Genomic DNA, 23,885 nt, shown 5'->3' with positions numbered 1-23,885 from the left:
ACGGTGACGCTACAGACGATGCTGACGTCGACCGGCCTCACGCCGACTTCTTGCGACTTCGATTCCCGGATCGAGTGGAGACCGCTCCACCGAGCAGGATCATGCGCATGGTCCGTTCGGCGGCGTCGGTGAGCAGCCGCTCGCCGTTCGCGACCGCCTCGGACAACGGCATCGGCACCGTGATGATGGACGCGATGGCAGCGATGCCGACGTCGTGCACCGCCGGCGCTCCCTGACCCAGTGATCCGGCCAACGCGATCACCGGCACGCCGTACTGCTGGCAGCGCCGCGCCACCTCCGCCGGGACCTTGCCGCGCGGGGTCTGGAAGTCGATGGACCCCTCGGCGGTGATGACGAGGTCCGCCTTGCGGATTCGGCGGTCGAGGTCGATTCCCGACAGTCCCGAGTCCAGCAACGCATCGAAGCGGGACCGCAACTGCGCTCCGACCCCTGCCGCGAGTCCTGCGCCCAGTCCGCCCGACGCTCCCGTGCCCGCACCGGTCGCCACATCGCCGGTGGCCACACCGTCGCGCTCGAGGACGCGCGCCCAGTTGTCCAGCGCGGCGGCGAGTTCGTCCACCTGCTCCGGGGAGGCCCCCTTCTGCGGTCCGAACACGCGGGCGACACCGCTGGGCCCGCACAGGACGTTGTGCGGATTGCACGCGAGCACGATGTCCACCTCCGCGAGCCGCGGGTGCAGCTCGGTCAGATCGAGATGGTGGGCCCGGACTAGTTCCCGGCCGCCGCGGCCGATCTCACGACCCTGCGCGTCGAGGATCCGGGCGCCGAGCGCCTGCAGTGCCCCGGCTCCCCCGTCGCAGGTGCCGGAATCGCCGCATCCCACCAGGATCGTGTCCGCGCCCGCGTCGAGCGCCGCGGCCATGAGCTGGCCGACGCCGTAGGTGGTCGTAGCTCCGGGATCGCGTCGATCGTGCGGTACGAGCGAGAGCCCCGCCGCAGCCGCCATCTCCACCACGGCGACGGAGCGCTCGGAGCCACCGAGTCGGGCCCAGTGCGAGGGCACCGGCTCCCCCACCGGTCCGACGACCGTCGCCTCGTGGAGAGTGCCGCGCGTCGCGGCCGCCAGCGTGCGCGCCGTTCCCTCACCGCCGTCGGCGATGGGCGCGGTGTCGACCCGAACTCCGGGAAGCGCGCGCCGAACACCGGATGCGATGGCGGACGCGACGGACTCGGCGCAGAGGCTCTCCTTGAAACCGCTGGGGGCGACGAGGATGCGCTGCGGAACTCGTGTGGACATGGTTCTCCTGAGATAGGGGTGGGAGCAGTCAGGGCAGGTACAGCGGAAGACCGAGGGCAGGCCACAGCCAGACCGAGCAGACGAGAACGAGAGCGACGGACACCGGGGCGACCGCGGCGGACAGGCGGAGAAGGTGGCCTGGCGAGAACCCCGGGACGGAGTCGCTCGCGGCGAACATCGCCACCGGTTTGGCCGAACTGGTGAGGGTGAGGCAGAAGCCGGCGGCAGCGGTGGACGCGAATGCCGCGGCGGCGGGATCGATGCCGAGCACCGGCGCAGTGGCGACGATGACGGGGACGAGCACCGCGGAGCGGGCGGACCGTGACTGCACCACGAGGTGGGACAGCAGCGACACCAGCACCAGCGCGACCACGAACACGGTCGCGGCGGACGACCCGAGCGCGCTGATGGGCCCGAAGACCAGGTCGGCGAACCACTCCGCCGCACCCGTCGTGGTCAACGCCATTCCGAGACACAGCGTTCCGGCCATGAAGAGCAGCAGGCTCCACGGGATGGTGCGGACGGCGGCAGGCAGCGTGGTGGCCCCGACGAACGGTGCCGACGCGAGCAGGGCACCGATCATCGCGACGATGGCCGGTTCGACACCGTGCACCGGCTCGGTGCACCACAGGGTCACGACGGCGACCAGGACGAGCAGTACACGCTTCTGCGGGACGGTGAGTGGTCCGGCGGACCCGCCGAACGCGTCGCGTGTCACCGAGAGCGGTCGGCGTCGCTCCGCTCGATCGGTGAACAGGGACAGTGCGATCTCCGCCGCGAGATGCGACCACACGATCGCGAGCGGCAGTCCGAGGATCGCCCACTGCAGGAACCCGATGCCCGATCCGGTGGTCGTGCGCACGATCTCGCTGGTGATGAGGTGTGCTCCGGCCCCCAGCAGTGACCCGACCGCGGAGCAGAGAATGACCGCCGGGAAAACCAGCGACAGTGTCAGCACCAGTCGGGGCCGCTCACTCAGCACCGTCGCCAGAGCGAGGAACACCGGCAGCGCGAGCGCAGCCCGGCCCGACGTCGACGGGATCGCGAAGGTCGTCAGGAGCAGCACGAGGGTGACCAGATGGACGAGCTGCCGCGGCGACCGGGCGACCGACAGCACGCGTGCCGCCACCCGAGCGGACAGGCCGCTGGCCGTCACCGCCGCGGCGATGACGAACGACCCGACCAACAGCCAGATCACGGTGTCACCCAGTGTGCGCGTGAAGGTCTCGGTGGACACGGGACCCAGGATCACCAGCGTCAGAGCGGCGCCCAGAGCGACGTGGGTGTCGTCGAGGGGCGAGAAGATCCACATCCACACCGCGACCAGGAAGACCAGCACCGTTATGGTCCCGTGTGCGGTCAGATCGCCGGCCACCCCGGCCAGGACGACACCGACGGCGAGCACCGTGAGGACCACGGCACTGACGAGGGTGCGCGGCGACGGCGTCGGAACTCGCCACGGCGTCCGGGTCGGGACAGGCCTGGTGGGAGTGCGCCGACCGGGCGGCGTCGTCGCGAATTCGGTGACGGTCATCGGACGCGGTATCCCATCCCGCGCACGGTCTCCACGCGCTCGGCGCCGATCTTCGCGCGCAACGCACGCACGTAGACATCGACGACGTTCGACGCCGGATCGAAGTCGTATCCCCACACCTGCCCGAGGATCTGCTCACGGGACAGCACCTGGTCGGGGTGGCGCAGGAAGGTCTCGAGCAGAGCGAACTCGCGCGCCGTCAGATCGACGACCGACTCCCCCACGTGCACACGGCGTGACCGCAGATCCAGACGGAGGTCCCCCGAGGTCAGCGAGCTGTCCGCCGAACCTGCGGTGTCGTCCTGCAACCGCAGGCGTACCCGTGCCAGGAGCTCGGCGAACTGGAAGGGCTTGGTCATGTAGTCGTTGGCGCCGCCCTCGAGCCCGGCAACGGTGTCGCGCACGCTGTCCCGAGCGGTCAGGACCACCACGGGTGTCGTCACACCCTCGCCGCGCAACTGTCGGAGCACCGTGAATCCGTCCATCGCCGGCAGGCCGATGTCGAGCACCACCATGTCGAAGCCACCGCCACGCGCCATCATGAGCGCGGTCTCGCCGTCGGCGACGTGCTCGGTGGTGTACCCGGCGGCCCGCAGACCCTTGCCGACGAAGGAGGCGATGTGGATGTCGTCCTCCGCGATCAGGATTCGGCTCATCGGATCTCCTTCGTGAGTGCATCGTCGGTCGTGGACGTCGGGCCGGTGTCGGACCGCCGGCTGTGGCCCGGCGCCGGGAGGTCGAGGCCGAACGTCGCCCCCTCGCCGTGCACACTCCGCACCCAGGCGGAGCCGCCGTGGGCGTCGGCGATGGCACGGACGATGGCGAGTCCGAGTCCGGCACCCGACCGCGCTGCCTGTGACGTCCGGTCGGCGGGCGATCCGCGCTGGAAACGGTCGAAGATGACGGGCGCGTCCTCGGGGCGGACACCGGGCCCGTCGTCGGCGATCCACAGCGACAACCGTCGAGCGTCGCCGTCGTCGTGAAAGGTCGATCCGAGCCGGATGCGGCTCCCGTCCTCCGTGTGCCCGACGGCGTTGGCCGCGAGCTGCACCATGGCCTGCGTGACGCGCTGGGCGTCCAGAACACACGAGCCCTCCGCGACCTGCATCAGCAACCATTGCCGATCGCCGAGCGTCTGCACCTTCGACTCGATGTCGAGGACGAGTTGCGCCGCATCGACGGGGGCGGGCACGACGAAATCGGGCCGCTCGGCCTTGGCCAGCATCAGCAGGTCGCTGACGATCCGCCCCATGCGGGCGAGCTCGCTGTCGACGAGCGCCAACGTCCGCCGCCGCTCCTCCGGGTCCTCCGACATGAGCTCGAGGTGCCCGCGGACGATCGTGATCGGCGTGCGCAGTTCGTGTCCGGCATCGTCGATGAACTGTCGCTGAGTGGTGTACGCCTGCTCCAGCCGGTCGAGCATCGCATTGAACGTCTCGGCGAGATCGGCGATGTCGTCGCGCCCGTGGACCGGGACGCGCGCGGTCAGATCCGTCTCCCCGATCTCGGCCGCGACCGTGCGCACCGTGCGGACGGGAGCAAGGATGCGACCGGCGACGAGATACGCGATCCCTGTCGTCAGCAGCAGTCCGACGGCGCCGACCATGGCCATGGTTCGCATGGTCCGATCGACGAGATCACGGTTGGCACCGGTGAACGCCGTGACGACGAACGTGCCGGCGCGGCCGGTCGCGTCGTCGATGACCACGTGCCCCCACCGCATCTCGCCGATGTCGGTGTCCAGCACACCGGCGGGTTCGGCCGACCCCACGACCGTCGCAAGGATCGGTGATCCCGGAGCGAGCACAGTCGGCACAACGACACCGGGCTGAGTCAGTACCGAGTCGCCGACGACGCCGAACATCACTTCACCCGTGCCGGCCGACTGCCGGGCGAGGTACACCTCGAGAAGCCGCTCCACCGAGACGAACGGCTGCGTCGTCGTGGGATCGACCCCCTCGGACGCGAAGGTCCGAAACTCCTCGGCTTCCTGCGCGACGTCCCCGTTGGCGCGCACGTTGACGTCGCGCAACAGCAGATTGCGGGCGGTCACCAGCACGACCACCAACAGAAGAAGGGTCGTCAACATGATCCAGGCGGTGATCTTCCAGCGTGCCGGGAGAGCCGATCCGCGGCGAGCCGGGACACCGGCGGCGTCACTCATCGTCGTCACCGCCGTCGATGTCGTCCGCGTCGTCGTCCGCGTCGTCCGCGTCGTCGTCGTCCGCGTCGTCGTCGGAGAAGTCGACGATCGGCGGCGCCGGCACGGGAGCCTGAACAGTTGGCGGCGGTGGGACCGGAGCGGGAGCGGCCGGCGCGGGCACGGGAGAAGCAGGCGCGGCGTCAGGCGCCGGAGCGGTCACCTCGGGCGTCGGCTCCGGCGCCACACTCACCACGACCGGGGAGGGGTCGAGGCGTGGCGCCGGTGATCGCGTCACCAGGACCCCGGCGACGAGAACGCACGCGATGGCCACCAGAACGGCGGCCACGGCGAGTGGGCGGGAGGAGCGCATGACAGCAACTATGCCGGGGGTCCATGACCGTCCCATGAGACGACGATGAAGGTTTCTTCATGTTCGGCGCGCCGTGAGTGGCGTCAGCGGCCGAGCAGGACACCGATCTGCATCTCGATCTCGGCCGCCACGTCCGCGACGGTCTTGGTCGCGTTCGCCGTCAGAGCCATGCTGAGAAACAGGATGGCGGAGACGATGTGGGCCTGCACCTGCCGGTCCGGGTGGTGCGTCGCGTCGTCGTCGCCGCGGCCGAGGATCTCCGCGACGACCGCCTCGGTCTTTGCCGCGAGTGACAACGCTTCACGACGGTGGGGTTCCGTGTCGTCACCGAACACGACCTCGCGCTGATAGGTCCGGCCGTTCTCGATCTGCTTGCGGTTGCACTCGACGACCGGCCTGAGGACGGCCATGATCGCCTCGACCGGATCCACGACGTCGGCGGCCGCGGCGGTGCCCCGCTCGAGCGCGCTCGCGTAGTCCGAGTTCTGGACGAGGAGAAGCAGTTCACCCTTGTTCTTCGCGTACAGGAAGACGGTTCCGGTTCCCACGTCGGCGCGGTCGGCGACCTGTTGGGTGGTCACCTCACTCACGCCGTACTCGGCGAAGAGGTCGCGCGCCGCCGCGGTGATGCGGTCGAGCTTGTCCTGCTTGTTGCGTTCTCGACGACTCATCGCCGGGGAGGAAGACACCACCGCTGCCCTCCTTCGCGCTCTCCTGACGGGTGATCTACTCCCGTCATTCTCCCACGGCAGGCTTTCTCAGCTGCCGAGGAAGTCGACGACCACGGGCGCGGCCTCCGCGCGCATCGGACGCAGACATGAAAAAATGGCCCCGGACAAAGGTCCGGAGCCATTTCTGTGTCGGGCTGACAGGATTTGAACCTGCGACCACCTGACCCCCAGTCAGGTGCGCTACCAAGCTGCGCCACAGCCCGCGACCCCTCGAAAGGGATCGTGTGTGCCCCGAAGGGAACGAGGAAACACTACCCCAGTAGCGACGCTGGACGCCAATCGCCTCAGCAGCACCACCGGGGCAGTCGCCTACTTCTTCTTACGGTCCCGCTTCTCCCGGATACGCACCGAGATCCGCACCGGGCTGCCGTCGAAGTTGAACTCCTCACGCAGTCGGCGCTCGAGGAACCGGCGGTACCCGGCCTCGAGGAAACCGGTGGTGAACAGCACGAACGTCGGCGGACGCGTGCTCGCCTGCGTGGCGAACATGACGCGCGGCAGTCGACCGCCACGCATCGGCGGCGGCGTCGCGGCCACGACCTCCTTGAGCCAGGAGTTCAGCTGACCGGTCGAGATGCGCTTGTCCCACGACGCGAGTGACGTCTCGAGAGCGGGCACGAGCTTCTGCACCGCACGACCGGTCTTGGCGGAGACGTTGACGCGCTGCGCCCACGGCACGCGCATCAGGTCTCGGTCGATCTCCTTCTCGAGCTGCCCACGACGGTCGTCGTCGACGAGGTCCCACTTGTTGAACGCTATGACCAGCGCGCGGCCGGCATCGGCGACCATCGAGAGCACCCGCAGGTCCTGCTCGGAGATGACCTCGGACGCGTCGAGCAGCAGGATCGCGACCTCGGCCGCGTCGATGGCGCCCTTGGTGCGGAGCGAGGCGTAGAACTCGGCGCCGCTGGCGTGACTGACGCGCTTGCGCAACCCTGCGGTGTCGACGAAACGCCACACTTTGCCGCCCAGTTCCACCAAGGAGTCGACCGGGTCGACGGTGGTGCCGGCGACGTCGTGCACGACCGATCGCTCGTCACCGGTGAGCTTGTTCAGCAGGCTGGACTTGCCCACGTTCGGCTTGCCGACCAGGGCGACACGACGAGGGCCGGCGACACCGGTTCCCTCACGGGGGGTCTCGGGCAGGACGGCCAGGACGTCGTCGAGCAGATCGCCCGTACCGCGGCCGTGCGTCGCACTGACCGGACGGGGCTCACCGAGGCCCAGCGACCACAGCAGTGCCGCTTCGGATTCCGTGCGCTCGTCGTCGACCTTGTTGGCCACCAGGATGACCGGCGTCTTCCCCCGACGTAGGACTCGGGCCACGGCCTCGTCCGTCGCCGTCGCACCGACGACGGCGTCGACGACGAGCAGGATGGCGTCCGCCGTCTGCATCGCCATCTCGGCCTGCCGGGCGATCGACTGCTGCATTCCCTTGGCATCGGGCTCCCAGCCGCCGGTGTCCTGCACCATGAATCGGCGTCCGGACCAGTTGGCCTCGTACGAGACGCGGTCACGGGTCACGCCGGGAACGTCCTCCACCACGGCCTCGCGGCGGCCGATGATGCGGTTGACGAGCGTGGACTTGCCCACGTTGGGTCGACCGACGACGGCGAGGGTGGGAACGGCGACCTCGGCCTCGGCCTCGCCGTCACCCTCGAAGTCGATGTCCTCCCAGTCCGACTCCTCGGACCAGATGCCGTCCGAGGCGTAGACCTCGGTCGCGTCGAGCGTGTCGAATGTGTTGTCGCTCATGAGCGTGCTCCTTCCGGGGCATGAGTCGGACGCCCGATGTCCAGACGCTCGGTGACCAGACGCATCAGTTCGTCGATCACCGCGTCCTTGTCGAGGTCGCTGGTGTCCACGGTGACCGCGTCGTCCGCGGGTCGCAGAGGTGACGTGGCACGCGTGGAGTCCGCGTGGTCGCGACGCTGGACGTCGGCGAGCACGGCGTCGTAGTCGTCCCCGCGGCCCTCGGCGATGTTCTGGTCGTTACGACGCGTGGCACGCGTCTCCGCGGACGCGGTGAGGTAGATCTTGAGGTGTGCGTCGGTGAGGACGACGGTGCCGATGTCGCGCCCCTCCACGACGATCCGACCGGCGGTGTCCGCAATCTCTCGTTGCAGCGCAACGAGTTTCTCACGCACAGCGGGCACGGCAGACACCGCGGAGACGGCCGCCGTCACGGCGGATCCGCGAATCGGACCGGTGACGTCCTCGCCCGACACCTCGACCCGCTCCCCCGCGGGATCGGTGCCGATGGAGAGGTCGATGGACTCGGTGAGCGCAGCGACGGCGTCGGCGTCTCCGGGATCGACGTCGTTCGTCAGCACCCACGCCGTCGCCGCGCGGTACATCGCACCGGTGTCGAGGTAGGACGCACCGAGTCGGTTCGCCAACAAGCGGGAGACGGACGACTTGCCGGTACCGGACGGGCCGTCCATCGCGACGATCAGTCGATCGTCCGACGCGGTCACAGGCCGACCGCCCCGTACAGGCTGCCGACCTCGCCGCGACCGAGCACCCGCAGCGTGCCGGGGCGCTGGTCGCCGAGCGCGACGGCCCCGATGTCGGTGCGCACCAGGCGCTTCACCGGGAACCCGACCGAGTCGAACAGTCGACGCACGATGTGCTTGCGACCCTCGTGCAGCACGACCTTCACGAGCGTCTTGCCCTCGTTCACGTCGAGCACCGCGTAGGAGTCCACCCTCGCGGGTCCGTCGTCGAGTTCGACTCCGGAACGCAGCTTCTTGCCCGCGTCGCGGTCCAGGACACCCTGCACCGTGGCGAGGTACGTCTTGGACACCTCGAAGGAGGGGTGCATCAGTCGGTGGGCCAGATCGCCGTCGTTGGTGAGCAGGATCAGACCCTCGGTGTCGGCGTCGAGCCGGCCGACGTGGAAGAGCCGCTGTCCTGCCTGGACGCGCTCCGAGACGATGTCGCCGATGCAGGGCCGACCGAGGTCGTCCGACATCGTGGACTGCCATCCGCGCGGCTTGTTCAGCGCGATGTGGACCAGATCGGCCTTGATGACGACACGGGTGCCGTCCACCCGCACGACCGCGACCTCGGGGTCGACGCGGACACCCTGCTCGGTGACGATGCGGCCGTCGACCTCGACGCGTCCCTCGTCGATGAGCTGCTCGGCGGCGCGACGCGAGGCGACGCCTGCCTGGGCGAGCACCTTCTGCAAGCGCACACCGTCCTCCGGAGCCACGTGCGGCCGCGGGCCGTCAGTGTGCTGGTGGCGGGCGGGTTTGGCGTTGCTGATGGTCGGAGCGGCCGTCGTCTTGCGCTCCGGCTTCGGCGACTTGCCGGGCTTGGAGCCGCTGTTCTTGGGAGCCACCCGGGGGTACCCGGACTTGCCGCCGGGCTTCCGGCTCTCGGTGCGCTTGCTGTACGCAGCAGCGGCGACCTTCTTGTTGGGACGCTTCTTCTGGCGTTCGGGAGTGGAGGCGTCGGATGCGCCGTCCCGGTCCGGTGTGCCATCACGGCGAGCGGAGTCGTTCACGTTTCTTACCTATTCGTCTGTGGTGTCGGTGCCGAACTCGGTGGTCGAGTTCGACTCGGTGTTCTCTCGTCGACGCTCGGCACGCAGGACCCGTGGATCGGAGTCCATGCTGTCGCTGATGTCGTCGATCATGTCCACGCCCGGAAGCAGCGGAGCAAGTTCGGGGAGGTCGGACAGTGACGCCAACCCCAACCGTTCGAGGAACATTTCCGTGGTGACGTACTGCGTCGCCGCAGAGTCCGGGTCGGGACCCGCCTCGGCGATGAGACCTCTCGCGAGGAGAGTGCGCATCACGCCGTCCACGTTCACTCCGCGCACAGCACTGACTCGTGCGCGGGTAACCGGTTGACGATAGGCGATCACAGCGAGGGTTTCCAGTGCCGCTCGGGTGAGCTTGGACCGCGCACCGTCGAGGAGGAGCCGTTCGACGTAGGGCGCGTACTCGGTGCGGGTGTAGAAACGCCACCCGTCCCCGGCGAACCGCAGGTCGATGCCACTGCCGCGGGCGGTGAGGTCGGCGGCCATGGCGGTCAGCGCCTGCCGGATGCGCGTTTCGTCACAGTCGAGGGCGGAGGCGAGCTGCGGAACCGATGCCGGGGTGTCGACGACGAGCAGTACCGACTCGAGCGCCGCGCGCACCTCGGTGTCCGACAGGGCATCGGGAGCGTCCTCGCTCGCTGTCATCCGTAGTCCTCCATCCTCGAGACGTCCATCCGGTCGATGTCGGCAGCGTCGTCGTCCCCGGTCCAGGTGACCGCCAGATCGCCCAGCGCCTCGGGTTGGTCGAACGCGACGACCTTCTCGCGATACAACTCGAGCAGCGCGAGGAACCGCGCGACCACCTCGACGGTGACCTCGCAGTCGCGGACCAGGTCGGCGAACGTCGCCCACTCACCCACTCCGCGCTCGCGCAGCATCGCCAGGATCGCCCGCGCGTGTTCCGGAACCGACACCGCCGACGCGTGGAGATGGCCGAGACCGACCGTCGGCACCTCGCGCGGGGTGAACGCCGCCGCGGCGATCTCGGCGAAGCGGCGCGGATCCACGCCGAGCAACACCTCCGGCAGCAGCGACGCGAACGAGTCCTCGAGCGAGACCGATCGCGGATAGCGCCGCAGTGCGGCGTTCTCCAGTTCGCCGAACAACTGCGCCACTTGTTTGTAGGCCCGGTACTGCAGCAGCCGGGCGAACAGTAGGTCCCGCACCTCGAGCAGCGCCAGGTCCTCGGCGTCGTCCACCTCGCCCGACGGCAGGAGGCGGGCGGCCTTGAGGTCCAGCAGGGTCGCCGCGACCACCAGGAACTCGGTGGTCTGGTCGAGACCCATCTCCGCGCCCATCGCACGGGTGTACGCGATGAAGTCGTCGGTGACGGTGTGGAGTGCCACCTCGGTGACGTCGAGTCGGTGCTGCCCGATCAGGGTCAGCAACAAGTCGAACGGGCCTTCGAAGTTGGTGAGCCGCACCTGGAATCCGGGCGGCCTCGGCGCGTCCCCGACCGTCGTGTCCGTCACGACCGTCCCGTCGGTCAAGACTGGGGTGCGGTGTCCCGGTGGATGACCTCGCGGGCCAACGACCGGTACGCGTCGGCACCCGCGGACTTCGGCGCCCACGTGGTGATCGGTTCACCGGCGACGCTCGTCTCCGGGAAACGGACGGTGCGCGTGATGACGGTGTCGAAGACGACGTCGCCGAACACTTCCACCACGCGATTCATGACCTCTCGCGAGTGCAGTGTGCGGGCGTCGAACATCGTGACGACAATTCCCTCGAGCTTCAGCCGCGGATTGAGACGATCGCGCACCTTGTCGACGGTGTCGTTGAGCAACGCGAGTCCGCGCAGACTGAAGTACTCGCACTCCATCGGGATGAGCACGGAATCAGCGCATGCGAGTGCGTTGACCGTCAACAGGCCCAGCGACGGCTGGCAGTCGATGAGGACGTAGTCGTAGCGGTCGAGAATCGGGTGCAGCACGCGTCCCAGCGTCTGCTCGCGGCCGACCTCCGTGACCAGTTGGATCTCGGCCGCCGAGAGATCGATGTTGCTGGGCAGCAGGTCCATGCCGTCCACCCGCGTACGCATCAGGACGTCGTCGATCGCCACCCGCGGTTCGACCAGCAGATTGTGCACCGTGAGGTCCAGCTCGTGGTGCGGCACACCGAGACCCGCGGAGAGCGCGCCCTGCGGATCGAGGTCGACCAGCAGGACCCTCCGTCCGTACTCGGCCAGCGACGCTCCCAGATTGATGGTCGACGTGGTCTTGCCGACGCCGCCCTTCTGGTTGCACATCGCGATGACCGTCGCCGGTCCGTGCGAGGACAGCGGCTGCGGATCCGGGATGTCGCGGTACGGGCGGCCCGTCGGCCCCATTCCCGACGGGTGGGCCAGGGTGGGACGTTCCGGTTCGGGCTGACGAGTGCGGAACAGTGCTCCGTCGTCGTGCGCCGCTGACACCACCGGACCTCCATCCTCACCTCGTGCTGCAGTTCTCCTGAACGCTACCGCGTGTCGGGTGCAGCTTCGTGCGGACACGCTACCGTGCGCGCGGATGCGCCTCGGCCCACACTTCGCGCAATGTCGTGACGGTGACCAGTGTGTAGATCTGCGTGGTGGTCACCGAGGCGTGACCCAGAAGTTCCTGCACCACACGTACGTCCGCGCCGCCGTCGAGCAGATGGGTCGCGAAGGAGTGCCGCAACGTGTGCGGGGAGACGCTCGCTCCGATTCCGGCGCGCTCCGCCGCGGTCTGCAGGACCTGCCAGGCGCTCTGCCGGGACAACCGGCCGCCGCGCACGTTCAGCAGCAGCGCGGGGGTGCCCTGCGACACCAGTGCGGGTCGACCACGGACGAGGTACGCGTCGACGGCGTCGAGTGCGGGTCGGCCGATCGGCACGATGCGCTCCTTGCCGCCCTTGCCGTGCAGGACCACCGACCGCGAGTCGGAGTCGATGTCGTCGACGTCGAGACCCACGGCCTCGGAGATCCGCGCACCGGTGGAATAGAGGAGCTCGAGCAGCGCCCGGTCGCGCAGGCCGCGCGGGGTGTCGGCCGCCTCCCCGGCGACGGCATCGAGGAGTGCGAACACCTGCTCGACGGACAGCGATTTCGGAAGCCGTCGGCCCGGCGCCGGCGGTTTGACCCCGGCAGCGACATCGACGTCGACTATTCCCTCGGCCAGCGCGAAGCGGTGCACTCCGCGCACCGCGATGACCGTGCGCGCGGCACTGCTCGCCGCGAGCGGTGGGAAGAGCTCGTTGCCCGATCGGAGGGCCGTCACGAACTCCGCGACGTCCACCTCGGTGACGTCGCGGAGACTCTTCCGGTCGAGTTCAGCCAGATGGCTGGCGTAGCGCGAGAGATCGCGGCGGTACGAGGTGATGGTGTTGCGAGCTGACCCGCGCTCGACGGCGAGGTGATCGAGATAGGTCGCGATCACCTCGCCCGGCGAGTCAGCTGCCATGCGCGCCCGTGCGCTTCTCGAACGCGGTGGGTCGATCACGCCACGGTGCGTCGCTCGGCCGCAACGGAACCGAGCGTGACCGCATCGCGGCCAATGCCAGGATCCCCGCCACCGCCGACGCGTTCACGATCTCACCGCTGAACACACGCGACACCGCCTCGTCCACCGGGACGCGGACGAGCTCGATGTCGGCTTCCTCGTCGTGGGCCTCTGGGCGATCGACCTCGGTCACCTCGTCGGCCAGGTAGATCCGCACGGTCTCGTCCGTGAATCCGGGTGACGCCGCCACGTCGACCAGCAACGACAGGGACGCCGCGGCGAGACCGGTCTCCTCGGTCAGCTCGCGCTTCGCGGCCACGACCGGATCCTCCCCCGGCTCGTCCAGCAGACCCGCGGGAAGCTCGAGCAGGCGACGCCCCAGAGGGTGCCGGTACTGACTGATCAGCACGATGCGCTCGTCGTCGTCCAGCGCGACCACGGCGACCGCGCCGTGATGCTCGACGACCTCACGCTCGGCCCTCCGACCGCCCGGCATCGTCACCTGATCGAGCCGGAGCGCGAGAATCGCACCCTGGTACTCGACGGACGACTCGAGAATCTCGAACTCGTGACGATCGGCCATGGTCAGGCCTTCGTCGCGGCCGGTTCGGCCGGCTCCGCCGTGTCGGCCTCGTCGCCGTGGACGTCGACGGGCAACCGCTCCTCGGACTTGTACGAGAGCGCAGCGGAGATCAGCGACGCGAAGAGCGGGTGCGGCCGCGTCGGCCGGCTCTTGAGTTCGGGATGCGCCTGCGTGCCGACGAAGAACGGATGCGCGCTCCGCGGCAGTTCGACGAACTCGACCAGGTGGCCGTCCGGGGACGTGCCGCTGAACTGCAGTCCACTCTCCGCGATGCGGTCGCGGTAGCTGTTGTTCACCTCGTAGCGATGCCGGTGCCGCTCGGAGACGGACTCGCTGCCGTAGGCCTGTGACACCACGGACCCCTTGGTGAGCGTGGCGGGGTACGCGCCGAGGCGCATAGTGCCGCCCAGGTCTGCCTCGCCGGCGACAGCCTGCTCCTGATCCGCCATCGTCGAGATGACCGGCTGCGTCGTGTCGGGCTCGAACTCGGCCGAGTTCGCATCAGTGAGACCGACGGACCGCGCCGCCTCGATGACCATGCACTGCAGACCCAGGCAGAGCCCGAGCGTCGGGATCTTGTGCGTCCGGGCGTGGGTGATCGCGCCGAGCTTGCCCTCGATACCGCGGATGCCGAAACCGCCGGGAATCACCACTGCGTCGATGTCGGCGAGCGCCAGCTTGGCGCCGGCCGCGGTGTCGCAGTCGTCGGACTGCACCCACACGAGTTCGACCTTGGCGCGGTTGGCGAAGCCGCCGGCGCGCAACGCCTCGGTCACCGACAGGTACGCGTCGGGCAGATCGACGTACTTGCCGACCAGGGCGACGCGCACCGTCTCGCGAGGCTGGTGCACGCGCTCGAGAAGGGTTCCCCACACGGTCCAGTCGACGTCCCGGAACGGCAGGCCGAGCTGCCGCACGACGTACGCGTCGAGGCCCTCGCCGTGCAGCACGCGTGGGATGTCGTAGATGGAGGGCGCGTCGGGTGTGGAGATGCACCCGTCGACGTCCACGTCGCACATGAGCGCGATCTTCGCCTTGAGGCCCTGCGGCACGTCGCGGTCGGATCGCAGGATCAGCGCGTCGGGCTGAATACCGATGCTGCGCAACGCCGCCACCGAGTGCTGCGTCGGCTTGGTCTTGAGCTCACCCGAGGGCGCGAGGAACGGAACCAGCGAGACGTGGAGGAAGAAGACGTTCTCCCGGCCGACGTCGTGGCGGACCTGGCGCGCCGCTTCGAGGAAGGGCTGCGACTCGATGTCGCCGACGGTGCCACCGATCTCGGTGATCACGACGTCGGGCTCCTGGCCCTGCAGATCCGGTCCGCGCATCGCGAGGATGCGGGCCTTGATCTCGTCGGTGATGTGCGGAATGACCTGGACGGTGTCGCCGAGGTACTCGCCGCGACGTTCCTTGGCGATCACCGTGGAGTACACCTGGCCGGTGGTCACGTTGGCGTAGCCGGACAGATCCCGATCGAGGAACCGCTCGTAGTGGCCGACGTCGAGGTCGGTCTCCGCGCCGTCCTCGGTGACGAAGACCTCGCCGTGCTGGAACGGGTTCATCGTTCCGGGATCGACGTTGAGATAGGGATCGAGCTTCTGCATCGTGACGCGAAGGCCACGTGAGGTGAGAAGCTGACCGAGGCTCGAGGCCGTGAGCCCCTTGCCGAGCGACGACGCGACGCCGCCGCTGACGAAGATGTGCTTGATGTCGGCCCGCGTGTGAATGCGTGACTGCAAAGAGACTCCCGTGACGGTGCGACCCGATGGTGACAGCGAGCGAATCGCTCAACATCGAGTGGTTCGGAACCTGGCCGACCCACGGGACTTCACGGTAACACCTTCACGCGAGTTCGGTCGACACCACGCGGGCGACGACGACTGGACTACCTAGCTCGGGGTCGCCCCCACGGTCACGGCCGTCGCGGCAGGGCCCGTTCCGTACCGACCCGTCCCACCGGCGAGCTGCTCGCCGAGTGCCAGAGCGACGGTGATGCGCCCCGACGTGCGATCGACGTCGTCGACGGTGCTGGTCCCGGCGGCGAGAGCGGAATCCGACCGCACCACCGCGATGGGGCCGCTGCCCTCGGCCGAACCGGCTCGGCCCGCGAGCACGGTTCCGGCTCCGCGTCCGTCCAGCGCGCCGGCGAAGCGAGCCACGATCGCGCCGCGGTTGCCGTCCTCACCCGAGTCGGCGGCCTGTCCGGAGACCACCACCGCGAGCTGTGCCGGTGCCACGGCGCCGTCGTCGTACGTGATGAAGCCGCCGCCGCGCAGCGTGTCGAGGGCCAGGCCCAGTTCCTCGGGTGTGCTCTGCGGTTGCGCGGTCTGCGCGTTCAGCAACAGCACCGTGCCGAGCAGATCTCCCGCGAGACTGCCCTGATCCACCGATCCCGTACGCAGTTGCGCGCCGGCGGGAACCACGTTGGTGAGGCGCGTGCGGAGATCGTCGCCGCTGGCGGCGGACACGAACGCCTCGGTGAGCCCCACTCGTCCGGTCACCGACCCGCCCGCATCGGCGATGGTGCGCTGCACACCCTCCACGTCGGCGGGGTCTGCGTCGGGCGTGGTGACGAGCACGACGGTGCGATCGGCCAGCGCGCCGGCGACCACCCGCGTCGCCACGGCCGCGTCGAACCCGTCGGCGGCGTTGAGTTGCTCACCGAGTGCGTTGTTCGCCGACTGCAGGTCGTTCACCTCGGTCTGCAGATCGTCCCGATCGTCGCGCAGTCCGGACAGCACGCGGCCGGACAGCAGCCCGGAGCCGAGGACGACTCCGACCGCGAGCGCCAGGAACACCGCGATCAACGAAATGGTGTGCTGACGGAGCGAAATCACTGAAGCAGCCCCTGCACCCACAGGGCGAAGCTGTTCCAGGTCTCGATCGCCCAGTCCAGCGTCGCACCGCTGCCGTTGGTCACGACGAGCGCCGCGATGACGGCGATGAGGGCTGCGAGGACGAGCAGCGCCACCGCGCCACCGGAGACCCGGCTGCGGTACAGCGTCGCCATGGCCTTGGCGTCCACCAGTTTCGGACCGACCTTGAGTCGGGTCATGAACGTCGACGGTGTGTCCGCGCGCTTGCTGGCGTCGAAGAACTCGTCGAGCGACGCGGCGCACCCGACGGTGACGATCAGCGATGCTCCGTGGTGGTCGGCGAGCAGGAGCGCGAGGTCCGCCGGGGTGCCCGTCGCCGGGAACGTCATGGCCCCGATGCCCAGGTCCTGGATGCGCTCGAGTCCCTTGGCGTGGCCGTCGGAATCGGCGGGGAGCACCACCTCGGCGCCGGACTTCAGCGTGCGGCTGCTCACGTCGTCCGGGTCGCCGACGATCAGGTCGGGGCGATATCCCGCCTCCGACAGCGTGTCGGCGCCGGCGCCGACACCGATGAGGATCGGCGAGTACTCCTTGATGAACGGCTTGAGCGACTTCAGATCGGCCACGTGGTCGGTGCCCTCGGCGACGACCACGACGTGACGACCGTTCATGTCGACGTCCACCTCTGGCACTCCGACGCCGTCGATCAGCAGCGGCGACTCGGTGCGAATGAACTCGATCGTGTTGCCCGAGAACGCTTCAAGGTGATCGATCAGGCCGGACTTGGCCTCGATCATCCGGTCGGAGATGTCGGCCTCGGACTGCTCGGTGCCCGTGGCGAGACGCCGGTCCCCGGCATACACGTTGCCGTCGTGCAGGCGGATCTTCGATCCGTCCTTGACCTTCTTGAAGACGTCCGAACCCACTTCGTCGATGAGTTCGATGCCGTTGGCGACCAGCACCTCGGGACCGAGATTGGGGTAGCGCCCCGAGATCGAGGCGGAGGCGTTGACCACGGCCGTCACGCCGGCCTGCACCAGCAGGTCGGCCGTGATCCGGTCGAGGTCGAGTTCGTCGAGAACGACGATGTCTCCGGGACCGACACGGCGCAGGAGCTTGGCCGTGGAGCGATCGACCCGAGCGATTCCCGTGACTCCGGGAAGTGAGTCATGACTACGCGAGAGCAGAGCCGGCATCTTCATGCACACGATGATGGACAACAACACGGCAGCATCGGCGGAGGCGCGCCGTAACAACTACCACATCATTAACATGAGTCACACCAGCACAGTGCTCTCAGGCGGTCGCGGACTCCCGTTCCGCCGTCGCGGTGCGCAGCAGTTCCTCGGCATGTGCCCGGCCGGTCTCGGTGTCGTCGAGCCCGGCGAGCATGCGCGCGAGTTCCACGACACGCTCGGAATCCGTCAACGTGCGCACACCACTGTTGGGTCCGCCGCGCTTGCCGTCGGTCTTGTTCACCACCAGGTGTGTGTCCGCGAACGCCGCGACCTGCGGGAGGTGCGTCACGACGATGACCTGGTGCGTCCTGGCGAGGCGTGCCAGCCGCTTACCGATCTCCACGGCGGCGCGGCCACCCACGCCGGCGTCGACCTCGTCGAAGACCATGGTCGCTCCGGCGTCCGATCGCGCGAGGACCACCTCGAGCGCCAACATCACGCGCGAGAGCTCACCTCCGGACGCGCTCTTGTTGAGCGGCAGCGATTGCGCACCACTGTGCGCGGAGAGCCGGAACTCGATCTCGTCGGTGCCGGTCGACCCGGCGTGCAGCGCGGTTCCGTCGACGGACAGCGCCGAACGATCGTCCGCGCCCGCGGCTCGGGGGCGCACCTCGACGTCCAGCTTGGCCTTGCCCATGGCCAGACCGGCGAGTTCGGCGCTGACCGCCTTGGACAGTTTCGCCGCAGCCTTCACCCGGGCGGCCGACAGCTTGCGTGCGACCTCGGCGGTCGCGGCACCGGTGGTGGACACCCGCTCGGTCAGCGCGGCCACGGCGTCGGCGGAGACGTCCAGCCCCGTCAGGCGAGTTCGGGCGTCCTCCGCCCACGCGAGCACGCCGTCCACGTCGGCGGCGTACTTACGAGTGAGGCTCTTGAGTTCTGCCTGACGCGAGAGCAGCGTGTCCAGTGACTCCGGGTCCGCGGGCAGATCCTCGAGGTAAGAGGTGAGCTCGGCTCCGACATCGGTCACCACGGCGATGGCCTCGGCGAGACGCGGTCCGACGGCGGAAAGAATCGCATCGTCGGTGGAGGCGAGTCGATCGCGAGCCTCGCCCAACAGCGCCATGACGGACACGTCGCCGGGGTCGTCACCACCGGTGAGCGCCGTGTGCGCTGCGGACGCCGCATCGCGGAGCGAGTCCAGATCGCTGAGCCGGCGGACGGTCGCGGCGATGTCGGTGTCCTCGTGCGGTGCCGGTGCGACCGCGTCGATCTCGTTCAGGGCGAACGTGAGCTGGTCCGCCTCGCGCGCAAGTTCACGGGCCTTCTCCGTCCGCTCGCGCAGTTCGGTCACCGCGGCGACCCATTGAGAGCGGCGAGTGCGGTATGTCTCGAGCAGCGGCCCGATAGCGTCCGCGGCGAAGCGGTCCAGAGCGGCCAACTGCTGATCGCTGCGCTGCAGACGTAGTTGATCGTTCTGTCCGTGCACCGTGAGCAACGATCCGGTGAACTCCGACAGGACACCCGCCGGCACGCTGCGGCCGCCGAGATGGGCACGCGATCGGCCGTCACTACCGACCGTCCGGAGGGCGATGATGCTGTCGTCCTCGTCGCGCCGACCACCGGTGGACTCGAGCAACTGCTCCACGTCACCGCGGACCTGGTCGGTGACGTGGTCGGTGGTGAAGCGACCCTCGACCACCGCGCGGTCGGCGCCGACACGGACACGCCCGGCGTCGGCACGCGCACCGGACAGCAAGTGCAAGCTGGTGACGACCATCGTCTTGCCGGCACCGGTCTCACCGGTGAGCACCGTCAGACCCTCCGAGAACGACGCCGTCGCCTCGGCGATGACTCCCAGGCCGTCGATACGAATTTCGGACAACACGTCGGTTACGTCACCCTCCCCCGCCAGCCGGTGACCGGCAAGGCGAACTTGTGTACGAGTCGATCGGCGAACGGCGCGGAATCGAGCCGTATCCACTTGATCGGCTCACATCCTCGCACCACCTCGACGCGGGCTCCGGCGGGCAGGCGCAGGGTGCGCCGCCCGTCGCAGAAGACCACCGCGTCGTGGCCACCGTCGAAGGTCTCGATGGCGATGTGTGACTCGGGACTGGTCACCAGCGGCCGCGCGAACAGCGCATGGGCGTTGCTCGGAATGACGAGGATCGCCTCGAGCTCCGGCCACACGACCGGACCACCGGCCGAGAACGCATAGGCGGTGGATCCGGTGGGGGTCGACAGCAGAACACCGTCGCACCCGAACGAGGACACCGGACGGTCGTCCACTTCGAGCACCACCTCGAGCACACCGAGCCGCGACCCGTTCTCGATACTGGCCTCGTTCAGCGCCCACCCACGTTCGATGATCTCGCCGTCGACGTGCACGGTGATGTCCAGCGTCATCCGCGGTTCGATGCGGTACTCGCGGCGCACCACGATGGCCAGGGTCTCCTCGAGATCGTCGGCCTCCGCCTCGGCGAGGAATCCGATGCGTCCCAGGTTCACGCCGAGCACCGGGATGGACGCCACCCGCGCGAGTTCCGCAGCGCGCAGGAATGTTCCGTCGCCGCCGAGGACGAGAACGAGCTCGCAACCCACCGCCGCCGACGGTCCGAACTCCACGACGGCGACGTCGGACTGTGGAGTGGAGAGCGCATCGATTCCCGACGTCGACTCCAACCTCGACGTGTCGTGCTCGTCGACGAGCACGCGCAGGGCGATCCCGTGATCGTGGAACACCTTCGCCGCGCGCAGAGCCGTCTGCTCGATGTCCGGGCGACCCGGATGCGCGACCAGCAGGATGGTGCGCTCGGGCACGGTCGACTCGCTCACTGAGGCCCCTTCTCCACGGCGTCGGACACCAGTTGCTCGACGGACGTCGACTGGGCGGTGCTCGGATCGTCGTCCGGGCCCGGAACGGTGAGCCACAGGAAGTACTCGACGTTCCCGGACGGACCGGGCAGCGGGCTCGGCTCCACACCGGAGGTGACCAGGCCCAGGTCGGCTGCGGCGCGCGCGACTCCCAGCACCGCGTCCGCACGCAGCGCCGGATCGCGGACCACTCCCCCTGCACCGACGCGATCCTTGCCGACCTCGAACTGGGGCTTGACCATCGGGAGGATGCTGGCACCCGGACGGGCACACGCGGCGAACGCCGGGAGTACGAGGGCCAACGAGATGAAGGACAGGTCGGCGACCACGAGGTCGACCGGCCCGCCGATGGCCTCGGCGTCGATGCCGCGGACGTTCGTGCGGTCGAACACTCGCACCCGCTCGTCGGTCCGTAGCCGCCACACCAACTGGCCGTAGCCGACATCGACCGCCACGACCTCGCGTGCACCCTTGGACAGCAGCACGTCGGTGAACCCACCGGTGGACGCACCTGCGTCGAGGCACCGCGCGCCCTCGACCGTCACCCCGCGGGGCTCGAAGGCGGCGAGCGCGCCCAGCAGTTTGTGTGCCCCGCGAGAGGCCCACGACACCTCGTCGGACACCTCGGTGACCCGGAGTGCCGTGCCGGGTTCGACCGCGGTGGCGGGCTTCGTGGCCACGGTACCGGCGATCAGCACACGACCGTCCGAGATGAGCTCCGAGGCGTGCTCTCGAGATCGGGCCAGACCGCGGCGGACGAGTTCGGCGTCCACCCGAGCGCGACGAGGCATGTCAGTTCTTGTCCACGGACGCGAGCGCGTCGACGAGTACCTCGTGCGCGCGGTCGAGGATCTGGGCCTGCCTCGTCAACGTGACCAGGCCGTGCGGGTCGTCCGTACCCTCGCCGAACGGAGTCGACGCCGCCACGTCCGCCTCGGCGACCAGCGCGTCGACAGCCGAGACGACGGCATCGGGATCGACGGACGTGCCCTCGACATCGGAGTGCGACGGCAGGTGCTGACCGGGGCGGGGAACGGGCGTGCTCATCGCGGACAACGCTAGCCGATACCCCCGACGACGTCGGTCGGCGGTGGCGATCGCCGTGTCAGGCGGTCCACCGTGCGACGACATCCGCAGCCGCACCGGACGCGCCCTCGACGGTGTCGAAGCCGCCGAGCGCCCAGACCGCGGGGAGAACCTCGCGCAGCGCCTCGATCCAGAGGTCGCCGTCGTCGTCGACGTCGCGCGTGGTCTCGACACGCAGCACGGAACCGGACAGCGACACCGTCCAGGTGTCGGACGGCTCGGACGGGACGAGAGAGGCGGCCGGCTCCTCGAGCAGGGCCGACAGGGACGCCGCGAGGTACGTGGGGCGCTCGTGCCGGACGGCGGTGAGCACGTCGTGCACGGTGCTCACGCCGGTGAGCACCAGGAGTGACGGCACACCCACCTCGTTGGCTCCCGCGATGTCCGTGTCCAGCCGGTCACCCACCACCAACGGCGTGGTCGACCCGCTGCGCTCGAGCGCGTCCTTCATGAGGGGCGCCTCAGGCTTGCCCGCCACGATAGGGGTGGCCCCCGTCGCCGCGGCGACCGCCGCGACCATGGCTCCGTTTCCCGGCCCGAGGCCGCGTGGAGTCGGCAGGCTGGTGTCTGCATTGGTGGCCACCCAGCGCGCACCGGCACGGATCGCGTAGGTCGCCTCGGCGATGTTCGCCCACCCCGTGTCGGGGGAATGCCCCTGGACGACTGCGTCCGGAGTGGGCTCCGCCGTACGGACCGGCACCAGGCCGGCTGCGGACACCTCCGCCTCGAGAGCGTCGGTTCCGACGACCAACACGGTCGCACCTGCGGGCAGGAGACGAGCGAGAAGCCGCCCCGCCGCCTGGGAACTCGTCACCACCGACTCGTCGGGCGCACGGAAACCGAGATCGCGAAGATGCTCGGCCACCTGAGCGGGAGAACGACTGGCATTGTTGGTGACGTAGCAGAGCTGCGAGGAGCACTCGCGGAGAATGTCGACGGCACCGTCGATCGGATCGGGACCCCGGTACAGAGTCCCGTCCAGATCGAGCAGCAGAGCGTCGTGAGCGTCGGTCAGACGGGTCACTGACCGGTCAGTTCGTCGACTCGGTCCTCGGCGTCCGTCTCACCCTCGACGTCGGCGGCGGCAGCACGGAGGAACCACTGGACCCCGTCGTCCGCTCGACCGGCAGCCACGAGAGCGTCGGCGTAGGCGTAGTACAACCGCGCTGCCGCCGACCCCGTGCGATCTCCTTCGAGATCCGGCGTCTGGAGCGTCACCACAGCCTGGTCGTACTGACCCATGTCCATGCGGGCACCGGCCACGACGATACGCAGTTCCGACGCATCGTCTCCCGTCAGCTGGCGAGCCTCGTCGCTGCGTCCGAGCTCGATGGCTCGCTCGGGCCGACCGAGGCCCCGTTCACAATCAGCCATGACGGACAACAGGCCCGGACCACCGGCCATACGGCGGGCGGCGCGGAGTTCGGACAGAGCCTCGGCCCACTCCCCCGCGTGATACGCGGCGATGCCGGCCGTCTCGCGCACCACGGCGATGCGGCCTGCGCGCTGCCGCGCTGCACGCGCGTGCAGCAGTGCTGCGGCGGGATCGTCTCCGATCAGCTGACTGACCATGACCATGTGTCGCGCAACAGCTTCCGCGTTGCTCTTGTCCAGGCTCAACAGGTCGCGACGAACTCCGGGCTCGAGGTCTTTCGCGTCGACGTCGTCCGGCAGATCGGGCTCGACCGGACGAGGAGCGCGGGAATCAGGTCCGCGCCCACCGCCGGCACGCGGACCGGCGCTGCCTTCACCGCCGCGACGGCGAGGAGGTGCACCCTGTCCTCGGTTGCGGTCGGGTGCCTGACCCCTGCCGGAACCCTGCCTGCGGTCGCCGGACGTCGATCGATCCCCGGAGCGTCCACGGTCGCCGGTGTGGCGACGTTCGTCCTGGCTCCCGGATCGGTCACCGGAACGAGGGGCCGATGATCGGAACGACCCGCGGTCCCCCGCGGTGTCGCGGCGAGGTGCTCGGTTGTCGCGCGCGGGCGGCCGGCGGTCCGAATCGGACGCACGACCTTCCGATGACGGCTCTTCCGGCACGGTGGTTCCTTTCGATCGATCGGCGACCGAGCTCTCCCGCTCGTCACCGGTGGTGTCATCATGCCGCACTCACGATCGGAGTGCAGAAACACGAAAGGGGACCCATGTGAATGGGTCCCCTTTCGGAACGGATTGTTCGGCGGTGTCCTACTCTCCCACACCCTGTCGGGTGCAGTACCATCGGCGCTGGAGGGCTTAGCTTCCGGGTTCGGAATGGGTCCGGGCGTTTCCCCTCCGCTATGGCCACCGAAACTCTGTGAA

At 69.1% G+C, this 23,885-nt stretch carries 23 protein-coding genes, 1 tRNA gene and 1 rRNA gene; all 25 read right to left on the bottom strand.

Annotation, left to right across the window (positions count from 1 at the left end; genetic code table 11):
• Window positions 1-37: 37 nt before the first annotated feature.
• The 25 genes from JOE30_RS13780 to rrf all read right to left on the bottom strand — a co-directional run bounded on the left by JOE30_RS13780 (window position 38) and on the right by rrf (window position 23,875).
• On the bottom strand, window positions 38-1,258 hold the full coding sequence (locus tag JOE30_RS13780) for a glycerate kinase (protein ID WP_204867287.1): 1,221 nt from the start codon (window positions 1,256-1,258) through the stop codon (window positions 38-40).
• Window positions 1,259-1,286: 28 nt separating this feature from the next.
• The gene (locus tag JOE30_RS13775) at window positions 1,287-2,792 is read right to left on the bottom strand and encodes an SLC13 family permease (RefSeq protein WP_204867285.1); all 1,506 of its coding nucleotides are present in this window, start codon (window positions 2,790-2,792) and stop codon (window positions 1,287-1,289) included.
• Window positions 2,789-3,448 carry a response regulator transcription factor gene (locus JOE30_RS13770; protein ID WP_204867282.1) on the bottom strand — a complete coding sequence of 220 codons (660 nt, stop codon included), beginning with the start codon at window positions 3,446-3,448 and terminating at the stop codon, window positions 2,789-2,791. The genes JOE30_RS13775 and JOE30_RS13770 overlap by 4 nt, the downstream gene beginning before the upstream one ends.
• Window positions 3,445-4,956 carry an ATP-binding protein gene (locus JOE30_RS13765; RefSeq protein WP_204867280.1) on the bottom strand — a complete coding sequence of 504 codons (1,512 nt, stop codon included), beginning with the start codon at window positions 4,954-4,956 and terminating at the stop codon, window positions 3,445-3,447. The genes JOE30_RS13770 and JOE30_RS13765 overlap by 4 nt, the downstream gene beginning before the upstream one ends.
• Entirely contained in the window at window positions 4,949-5,305 is a 357-nt protein-coding gene (locus JOE30_RS13760) for a hypothetical protein (protein WP_204867278.1), read from the bottom strand. The genes JOE30_RS13765 and JOE30_RS13760 overlap by 8 nt, the downstream gene beginning before the upstream one ends.
• A gap of 83 nt (window positions 5,306-5,388) precedes the next feature.
• The gene (locus JOE30_RS13755; protein ID WP_307806173.1) at window positions 5,389-5,997 is read right to left on the bottom strand and encodes a helix-turn-helix domain-containing protein; all 609 of its coding nucleotides are present in this window, start codon (window positions 5,995-5,997) and stop codon (window positions 5,389-5,391) included.
• A 168-nt stretch (window positions 5,998-6,165) separates the two neighbouring features.
• A tRNA-Pro gene (locus JOE30_RS13750) sits at window positions 6,166-6,239 on the bottom strand.
• 106 nt (window positions 6,240-6,345) lie between these two features.
• Window positions 6,346-7,791 carry a ribosome biogenesis GTPase Der gene (der, locus tag JOE30_RS13745; protein WP_204867276.1) on the bottom strand — a complete coding sequence of 482 codons (1,446 nt, stop codon included), beginning with the start codon at window positions 7,789-7,791 and terminating at the stop codon, window positions 6,346-6,348.
• The gene (gene cmk / locus JOE30_RS13740) at window positions 7,788-8,480 is read right to left on the bottom strand and encodes a (d)CMP kinase (RefSeq protein WP_204870383.1); all 693 of its coding nucleotides are present in this window, start codon (window positions 8,478-8,480) and stop codon (window positions 7,788-7,790) included. The genes der and cmk overlap by 4 nt, the downstream gene beginning before the upstream one ends.
• A 29-nt stretch (window positions 8,481-8,509) precedes the next feature.
• Complete coding sequence (locus tag JOE30_RS13735; protein WP_204867274.1) at window positions 8,510-9,547, bottom strand: pseudouridine synthase; 1,038 nt, start codon at window positions 9,545-9,547, stop codon at window positions 8,510-8,512.
• A gap of 9 nt (window positions 9,548-9,556) precedes the next feature.
• The gene (gene scpB, locus JOE30_RS13730; protein ID WP_204867272.1) at window positions 9,557-10,231 is read right to left on the bottom strand and encodes an SMC-Scp complex subunit ScpB; all 675 of its coding nucleotides are present in this window, start codon (window positions 10,229-10,231) and stop codon (window positions 9,557-9,559) included.
• Complete coding sequence (locus tag JOE30_RS13725) at window positions 10,228-11,076, bottom strand: segregation/condensation protein A (protein ID WP_204867270.1); 849 nt, start codon at window positions 11,074-11,076, stop codon at window positions 10,228-10,230. Before JOE30_RS13725 ends, scpB begins: the two co-directional genes overlap by 4 nt.
• The gene (locus JOE30_RS13720; RefSeq protein ID WP_239532759.1) at window positions 11,073-11,972 is read right to left on the bottom strand and encodes a ParA family protein; all 900 of its coding nucleotides are present in this window, start codon (window positions 11,970-11,972) and stop codon (window positions 11,073-11,075) included. The genes JOE30_RS13725 and JOE30_RS13720 overlap by 4 nt, the downstream gene beginning before the upstream one ends.
• 106 nt (window positions 11,973-12,078) lie before the next feature.
• A complete protein-coding gene (gene xerD, locus JOE30_RS13715) occupies window positions 12,079-13,005 on the bottom strand; it encodes a site-specific tyrosine recombinase XerD (protein WP_204867267.1) in 927 nt (308 codons plus the stop codon).
• Window positions 12,995-13,627 (bottom strand): NUDIX hydrolase, encoded by a 633-nt coding sequence (locus JOE30_RS13710; protein ID WP_204867265.1) that lies wholly within the window; start codon window positions 13,625-13,627, stop codon window positions 12,995-12,997. The genes xerD and JOE30_RS13710 overlap by 11 nt, the downstream gene beginning before the upstream one ends.
• Before the next feature lie 2 nt (window positions 13,628-13,629).
• Complete coding sequence (locus tag JOE30_RS13705) at window positions 13,630-15,366, bottom strand: CTP synthase (RefSeq protein ID WP_204867263.1); 1,737 nt, start codon at window positions 15,364-15,366, stop codon at window positions 13,630-13,632.
• Between the two features lie 150 nt (window positions 15,367-15,516).
• The gene (locus tag JOE30_RS13700; RefSeq protein WP_027505464.1) at window positions 15,517-16,464 is read right to left on the bottom strand and encodes a copper transporter; all 948 of its coding nucleotides are present in this window, start codon (window positions 16,462-16,464) and stop codon (window positions 15,517-15,519) included.
• Window positions 16,461-17,645: a putative cytokinetic ring protein SteA gene (gene steA, locus JOE30_RS13695; RefSeq protein WP_204867261.1), complete on the bottom strand. Its 1,185-nt coding sequence runs from the start codon at window positions 17,643-17,645 to the stop codon at window positions 16,461-16,463. Before steA ends, JOE30_RS13700 begins: the two co-directional genes overlap by 4 nt.
• Window positions 17,646-17,739: 94 nt before the next feature.
• Window positions 17,740-19,509 (bottom strand): DNA repair protein RecN, encoded by a 1,770-nt coding sequence (gene recN / locus JOE30_RS13690; protein ID WP_204867259.1) that lies wholly within the window; start codon window positions 19,507-19,509, stop codon window positions 17,740-17,742.
• A 5-nt stretch (window positions 19,510-19,514) separates the two neighbouring features.
• On the bottom strand, window positions 19,515-20,459 hold the full coding sequence (locus JOE30_RS13685; RefSeq protein ID WP_204867258.1) for an NAD kinase: 945 nt from the start codon (window positions 20,457-20,459) through the stop codon (window positions 19,515-19,517).
• Window positions 20,456-21,289 (bottom strand): TlyA family RNA methyltransferase, encoded by an 834-nt coding sequence (locus tag JOE30_RS13680; protein WP_204867257.1) that lies wholly within the window; start codon window positions 21,287-21,289, stop codon window positions 20,456-20,458. The genes JOE30_RS13685 and JOE30_RS13680 overlap by 4 nt, the downstream gene beginning before the upstream one ends.
• Window position 21,290: 1 nt before the next feature.
• Window positions 21,291-21,545, bottom strand: coding sequence for a hypothetical protein (locus JOE30_RS13675; RefSeq protein WP_204867256.1), 255 nt, complete (start codon window positions 21,543-21,545; stop codon window positions 21,291-21,293).
• Between the two features lie 58 nt (window positions 21,546-21,603).
• Complete coding sequence (locus tag JOE30_RS13670; RefSeq protein WP_204867255.1) at window positions 21,604-22,608, bottom strand: HAD-IIA family hydrolase; 1,005 nt, start codon at window positions 22,606-22,608, stop codon at window positions 21,604-21,606.
• Window positions 22,605-23,624, bottom strand: coding sequence for a hypothetical protein (locus JOE30_RS21690; RefSeq protein WP_371831672.1), 1,020 nt, complete (start codon window positions 23,622-23,624; stop codon window positions 22,605-22,607). Before JOE30_RS21690 ends, JOE30_RS13670 begins: the two co-directional genes overlap by 4 nt.
• A 134-nt stretch (window positions 23,625-23,758) precedes the next feature.
• Window positions 23,759-23,875, bottom strand: a 5S ribosomal RNA gene (gene rrf / locus JOE30_RS13660).
• Window positions 23,876-23,885 lie beyond the last annotated feature (10 nt).

The organism is Rhodococcus sp. PvP016 (assembly GCF_017832185.1).
Classification (GTDB): Bacteria; Actinomycetota; Actinomycetes; order Mycobacteriales; family Mycobacteriaceae; genus Rhodococcoides.
Note: the sequence above shows the minus strand (reverse complement) of the source record. Positions and strands in the feature narration are given on the sequence as shown.